3 protein-coding genes are annotated in these 6,962 nt (G+C 37.8%); all 3 read left to right on the plus strand.

Going from position 1 to position 6,962, the window contains the following annotated elements; genetic code table 11:
• The first annotated feature begins 20 nt into the window (after window positions 1-20).
• The 3 genes from serS (at window position 21) to B3139_RS09245 (ending at window position 6,778) form a co-directional block, all read left to right on the plus strand.
• Entirely contained in the window at window positions 21-1,292 is a 1,272-nt protein-coding gene (serS, locus tag B3139_RS09235) for a serine--tRNA ligase (protein ID WP_293882161.1), read from the plus strand.
• A 721-nt stretch (window positions 1,293-2,013) separates the two neighbouring features.
• The gene (locus B3139_RS09240) at window positions 2,014-5,193 is read left to right on the plus strand and encodes a SusC/RagA family TonB-linked outer membrane protein (protein ID WP_293882163.1); all 3,180 of its coding nucleotides are present in this window, start codon (window positions 2,014-2,016) and stop codon (window positions 5,191-5,193) included.
• 10 nt (window positions 5,194-5,203) lie between these two features.
• Window positions 5,204-6,778 (plus strand): SusD/RagB family nutrient-binding outer membrane lipoprotein, encoded by a 1,575-nt coding sequence (locus B3139_RS09245; protein WP_293882165.1) that lies wholly within the window; start codon window positions 5,204-5,206, stop codon window positions 6,776-6,778.
• The last annotated feature ends 184 nt before the right edge of the window (window positions 6,779-6,962 follow it).

Here is a 6,962-nt window from a genome sequence, read left to right on the forward strand (position 1 = left end):
TTAAATAACACATTTATATTATGTTGCAATTAAATTATATCCGTGAGAACAGGGATACGGTGATCGAAAGATTAGCTGTCAAGCATTTCAAGGAAATTGGATTGGTCGACGAAATCATCAGTTTAGATGAAGAACGCCGTAGGATCCAATCGGAATCAGACGCACTTTCGGCAGAGGCTAATGCGGCAGCGAAGCAGATTGGAGATCTGATGCGGCAAGGAAAAAAAGAAGAAGCTGAAACCGTCAAATCCAAATCCTCGGGATATAAAGAGCAAGTAAAGCAACTTTTAGATCAATTGGGTACAATTGAGGCAGAATTGAATGAGAAGATCGTACAATTGCCCAATTTACCACATCAATCCGTTCCGGCCGGTTTAAGTGCAGACGATAACGAAGTTGTTTTGACCCATGGCGAAATCCCTGCGTTGCCAGAGGAGGCATTGCCCCATTGGGAATTGTTGAACAAATACGGTATTGTTGATTTAGAGCTTGGCGTAAAAGTTGCTGGAGCCGGTTTTCCCATCTATAAAGGCAAAGGGGCTAAATTGCAGCGTGCATTGATCAATTTCTTTTTGGATCAGGCTGCCGAAGAAGGATACGAAGAAGTTCAGGTGCCAATTTTGGTGAATGAAGATTCTGCATTTGCCACGGGGCAATTGCCGGATAAAGAAGGACAGATGTACTATGTTGGTAATGACAATCTCTATTTGATCCCTACAGCTGAGGTTCCGGTTACTAATATTTATAGAGACGAAATTGTAAAAGAGGCCCAGTTTCCAATAAAACATTGCGCTTATACACCATGTTTCCGTCGGGAAGCGGGTTCTTACGGAGCACATGTACGTGGATTAAATCGTTTGCATCAATTTGACAAAGTAGAGACGGTGCAGATTGTACATCCCGAAAGGTCGTATGAAGTGCTGGAAGAGATGAGTTTATATGTACAAGGACTGTTGCAGAAATTAGAGTTGCCTTACCGCGTATTACGTTTATGTGGTGGAGATATGAGTTTTACTTCTGCATTGACTTATGATATGGAAGTGTATAGTTCTGCGCAGAAACGTTGGTTGGAAGTTTCTTCCGTCTCCAATTTTGAAACTTACCAAGCGAATCGTTTGAAAGTGCGCTTTAAAAATTCGGAAGGCAAGATGCAGCTGGCACATACTCTAAATGGATCTGCATTGGCTTTGCCACGTATTGTAGCTGCGATATTAGAGAATAATCAAACTGAAAAAGGAATTAAGATTCCGGCAGTTTTGGTGCCTTACACTAAGTTTGAGTATATTGATTAAATATCAATAAATAAGTCGTCTCTGGACTTATTTCATACAAACTGAAAGACGCTCAGCCTGAGAAGGTAGAGCGTCTTTTTTGATTTTAAAGTGCTATCGATCAGACGAAATTTTTTGTTCTTTTTCATGTTGCGGATCGATATAAAGTCATGAAAGTTTGGTTATCATTCTGCCAATATATGTTTAGAATCATTATAAATTAATGCTCTTTTTGATTCCGCGATGAAAAGAATGATGTCTCAAAGATTTCTTGTGGCATTGTTAATGTTTTGTTAAATATATTGGATTCCGTATTAAATTCTGTTTAAAAATGCTTTGATGAGTTTTTATTCTAAAATGATTCTTTTGTGACAATTTGCAAATTTGACTTCCAATTATTGCGGTATTTACTGATTTAGATGGATTATGTTAAAAAACTTGTAAAAACAACTTGTGCTTTCTATATTTGACACCGCTAATAAAAATCGCACTAACTATTATTTACTGTAAATGCTGAAAAGAGCAAATTTACAGCTGGATATTTATCTAAGAATTGCCCTACATCTACCTAGGGCTGCTTTTCAATAATATTTTCAACTGTTAAAAAATGAACTGCAATGGTCTATTTGATAGGCTGCTGTTTTATTGTCTACACAATTTATGTTTAGACAGTTGTATTAACGGATATAATTTATATCAATATATAGGATTAGAAAAATTAATAAAATTAACTAACTAAAACATGAAACAAACATTACTAAGTTTTCTTGTTGGCGGAATGATTCTGACTTCGGTCGCATTCGCTCAGGAAAAAAAGATTAGTGGTCGTGTTACATCTGCTGACGGTAAAGCTATACCAGGGGTAACAGTAGTTGTACAAGGTACTAATCAGGCTACACAGACTGATGCTGACGGTAATTATTCATTGAATGTGCCTGCAGGCAAGGTTATTGTATTCCGTTCCGTTGGTTTTGATGATAAAACCATTATTGTGAATAACAACAACACGGTGTTCAATGTTTCTTTAGAGAATCATAGCAATGCATTGGAAGAGGTTGTTGTCACAGCGATGGGACAGTCTCGTCAAAAACGAGCCTTAAGTTATGCAACACAAGAAGTAAAAGGGGATAAGTTGACAGAGGCTGCTAATAGTAATTTGGCTACAGCAATACAAGGAAAAGTATCAGGGGTACAAGTTACACCTTCATCAGGGATGCCTGGCGCTTCTGCTAATATTACAATCCGCGGAGCGCGTTCATTTACTGGAAATAACTCACCATTATATGTAGTTGATGGAATGCCGATAGCGTCAACTTCTGATGTCTCAACAGGAAATGGTGTGACCGGTTCTGATTATGCTAATAAAGGTTTAGATATAGATCCTAATGATATTGAGAGCATCAATATTCTAAAGGGACAGGCAGCCTCTGCTTTGTATGGTATGCGAGCCTCCAATGGTGTTATCATTATCACGACAAAAAGCGGAAAAGGAAAACAAGGGAAGCCGCAAATTTCATACAATTCCAATGTTTCGTTTGATAAGGTTTCCGTTTTGCCAGATTTCCAAACAACCTATGCTCAAGGATCTGGAGGTAAATATGCTCCAATGGCATCTACTTCTTGGGGGCCAAGGATAGAAGAGTTGGCAAACGATGCGACATATGGTGGTAACAAAGATAATGCCTTTACCAAGCAGTATGGGTTACATGAAGGTCAATACTATGTTACTCAGCGCGCAAATGCTGGTTTAGACCCTTGGGCTACTCCACAAGCCTATAATAATGCCAAAGATTTCTTCAACGTAGGAAATACCTTTAACAACTCTTTGAATATTATGCAAGGATTTGAGAAAGGTAGTTACGCGATGTCTTTAGGTGCGACGAATGCAAATGGTATTGTTCCTTCTACAGGCATGGATCGCTATACGGCTAAGCTATCTGGCGAAGCTAAATTATCGGATAAATTTACCACAGGATTTACTGGTAATTTTATACATTCTAAAATTACAAAACAGACAGGTGCAAATAATGGTATTATCGCTACATTGTATGGTGCCCCAGCATCTTATGATTTAGGGGGAATTCCTAGTTCTTATTTGAATAATCCGACCAAACAAAATACATATCGTACCACTGGTGGATTTGATGGCGTTTATTGGGCTGTCGATAATAATAAGTTTTCAGAAGACAACCAGCGATTTTTTGGTAATGGCTTTGCTCAATATGCGACTAACCTCACCGATAACCAGAAGCTAACGTTAAAGTATCAACTAGGGGTGGATTCCTATACGACAAATTATACTGATCTTTGGGGGTATGGCCATGCAAATGGTAGAGGTGAAGTAGAGAATTACCATTATTCTGTGACGGAATTAAACTCTTTAGCAACGGCTTCGTATAATTGGAAGATCAATGACGATTTGGTTTTTGATGCGATGGTTGGTAATGAGATCGTAAATCGTAATCGCAGACAAGATTATGCCTATGGTATGAATTTCAACTTTCCAGAATGGAATAATATCAATAATGCTTCTTCGGTTACGGCAAGTCAAAGTTTAAGAAATACACGTACTTTCGGTACTTTTGGAAGTTTAGCTTTGGCATATAAAAACATGCTGTTTTTGAATGCTACAGGACGTAATGATATCGTTTCTTCTATGCCTCGTAATAATCGCTCATTCTTCTATCCATCTGTTTCAGCAGGTTTTGTCTTCACAGAACTAGATGCAGTTAAGAACTCGGTTTTGACTATGGGTAAATTACGTGCATCCTATGCAGAAGTTGGTCAAGCAGGAGATTATTACGAAAGCTACTATGCAAAACCTACCTATGGAGGTGGATTTTCAAGTGGGACACCTATAATCTATCCGATCAATAGTGATGGTATAACTTCATATACTCCATATACTGTTGTATATGATCCAAATTTAAAACCGCAAAATACGCAAGCAATAGAGGTGGGTACAGATTTGACTTTCTGGAATGGTTTAATCAATTTAAATTATACATTCTCTCGTCAAAATGTAAAAGACCAAATCTTTGAAGTACCATTAGCTGCTTCGACTGGATACTCGAGCCTTGTAACTAATGGCGGTAAAATCCATACTAATGCGCATGAGGTAACATTGGCCGTTGCTCCATATCGCTCAGGCGATTTTAAATGGGATTTTGCTTTTAACTTTACTAAGATCGATAACTACGTAGATGAATTGGCAGAAGGTGTTAATAGTATTTTTATGGGTGGTTTCGTTGAACCCCAAGTCCGTGCAGGAATTGGAGAAAAATTCCCAGTTATTTACGGTGTATCTTATTTAAGAAATGCTGCTGGACAAATTGTGGTGGATGCGGATGGTATGCCACAGGCTGGAGAGGAAAAGGTTATTGGTAAGGTCTCACCTGATTTTAACTTAGGGTTTAATACCAACTTTGAATACAAAAAAATTAGACTTTCTGCAGTGCTAGATTGGAAACATGGAGGACAAATGTATCATGGTACCGCTGGAATCTTGGACTACTATGGAGTGACTCAAAAATCAGCTGATTTCCGAGGTGGTGATGGATTTATGTTCGAAGTTCCTGCTGTTAAAGAAGTTTCTCCTGGGGTGTACGAGAAAAATGATATTGTGATCGATCCGTCCAATGCATTTGATTATTTCAATGCAAAAAATAGTATTTCAGAATCATCAATATTCGGAACATCGTTCGTGAAATTGCGTGAAGTAGCGGTTGGATATCCAGTATACCAAAACTCGAAGATTAAAGTTGACGTAAACGCATTTGCACGCAATATTATTCTTTGGTCAGAATTAAAGGGGTATGATCCAGAAGTTTCTCAAGGTAATACTAACATGTCAGGGGCATTTGAGCGTTTCTCTCTACCTGGAACTTCCAGTTATGGTCTTGGTGTAAATATTAAATTCTAGAATTAGTATCATGAAATTGAAATTAAATATAGTTGGATTAATGGCAATGGGTCTACTGGCTTCGCCATTGGTCTTTACATCCTGTTCAGAGGATGCGATGGATAGGGTAAACGAAAATGTAAATAACCCGACGGATGTTCAGGCAAAATTCATTTTAACTGATGTTATCACAAAAACTGCTTTTTCCAATGTTGGTGGAGATTTTAATACCTATTTATCCACTTATGTTGAACATGAAGTTGGTACACATAATCAATTATGGAATGCCGAACACCGTGCTAACGAACCAACAAGAGCATCAACTTTTAACAATGTTTGGGGTAATGTTTATTCAGCATTGAGAGATGCACGTTTGGTGATTGAAAAATGTTCTGCTGGCGGAAAGCAAGAAGGTAATTATACCACTTTGGGTATGGGACAAGTAATGGCGGCATACAATTTGGCGTTGTTGACAGATATGTTTGGTGATGCACCATATTCAGAAGGGTTTAAGCCATTAGAGATTAAAAATCCAAAATTGGATAAACAAGAAGATTTATATAATCAAGTCATCGCCTATTTGGATGAGGCAATTGAGAATCTTCCTAAGGGCGATACACATGGCTCTGGAGGCCCCGCTGGACAAGATTTATTGTATGGTGGCAGTGGTGCAAAATGGTTAAAGTTTGCTTATGGACTGAAAGCGAGATATGCAATGCGTCTTTTAAAAGTAACGTCTGATAAGACTGCAGCGTTGAATAATGTTATATCGGATGTCGATAAATCATTTCAAAATGCAAGTGAGCAGGCGGCCTTTAATCAATATGGAACAACTAATCTGAACCCATTGTTTGATTTTCAATGGTCAAGAGATGGATTGGCAGCGAGCAAAAGTATTGCCGATAAAATGATATCTAGAAATGATCCACGTTTGAAAAGGAACTTTATGACAGCAGATTGGGTTCAGGTTAATGATCTGACGTCATCTAGCGCTTCTTATAAGTTGCTGGCTCCAAATGGTGAGAATGAACAGGTTCAATATCATTATTTAACTTCTACTTTTGTTTTTTCCCAAACCGCTTCTACTCAGCTTTTAAGTTATCATGAATTATTATTCCTTAAAGCTGAAGCAATGCAGAGATTAGGAAAAGGATCTTCATCGATTGAACCGATATTAAAGGCTGCTGTTACAGCTGCTATTAAAAATTCTGAAAATTCTGTAAATGCTGCTTTTGTTGCGCCTACTGTTTTAGCCAATGGTACTATAACGGAAACATCAGCTGATATAACAGATGCAAATATTGATTCTTATTTTGAAAATAGCGTAAAACCATTATTCGCTTCAAATCCATTAAAAGAGATCGCTAATCAAAAATACCTAGCTTTCTTTGGTGCGTCTGGCGAATCTACGGAAATGTACAACAATATTCGTCTTTGGAAAGCATTGGGCGAAAACTGGATTGATCTTAAAAATCCTGGTAAATTCCCTTTACGTTTACCATACGGTAATGACGATACAACAACAAATCCAAATGTTCAGGCAGCATACGGCGACGGACAATATGTCTACACTGAAAATGTTTGGTGGGCTGGGGGTACACGTTAGTCTATTTAATTCAATATAAGACAAAGAAGCTGTCTCAAATTTATTGAGGCAGCTTTTTTATTAAATATGGCTATGCGATAGATTTGTGAGTTGTTTGTTGATTATTTCACAGAACTGGCCATTTGGGAAGAAAAAGAACAAAAAAGTAGCTTTTAAAGCTGCTTTTTTCCTTAGATTTTGTGCT

Origin of the sequence: Sphingobacterium sp. UBA1498 (genome assembly GCF_002325125.1) — a bacterium.
Taxonomy (GTDB): Bacteria; Bacteroidota; Bacteroidia; order Sphingobacteriales; family Sphingobacteriaceae; genus Sphingobacterium.

What these genes read in the sequence shown, in the direction of transcription:
- serS (WP_293882161.1), top strand. Translation starts at nt 21, where the DNA reads ATGTTGCAATTAAATTATATCCGTGAGAACAGGGATACGGTGATCGAA.
- B3139_RS09245 (WP_293882165.1), top strand. Translation starts at nt 5,204, where the DNA reads ATGAAATTGAAATTAAATATAGTTGGATTAATGGCAATGGGTCTACTG.
- B3139_RS09240 (WP_293882163.1), top strand. Translation starts at nt 2,014, where the DNA reads ATGAAACAAACATTACTAAGTTTTCTTGTTGGCGGAATGATTCTGACT.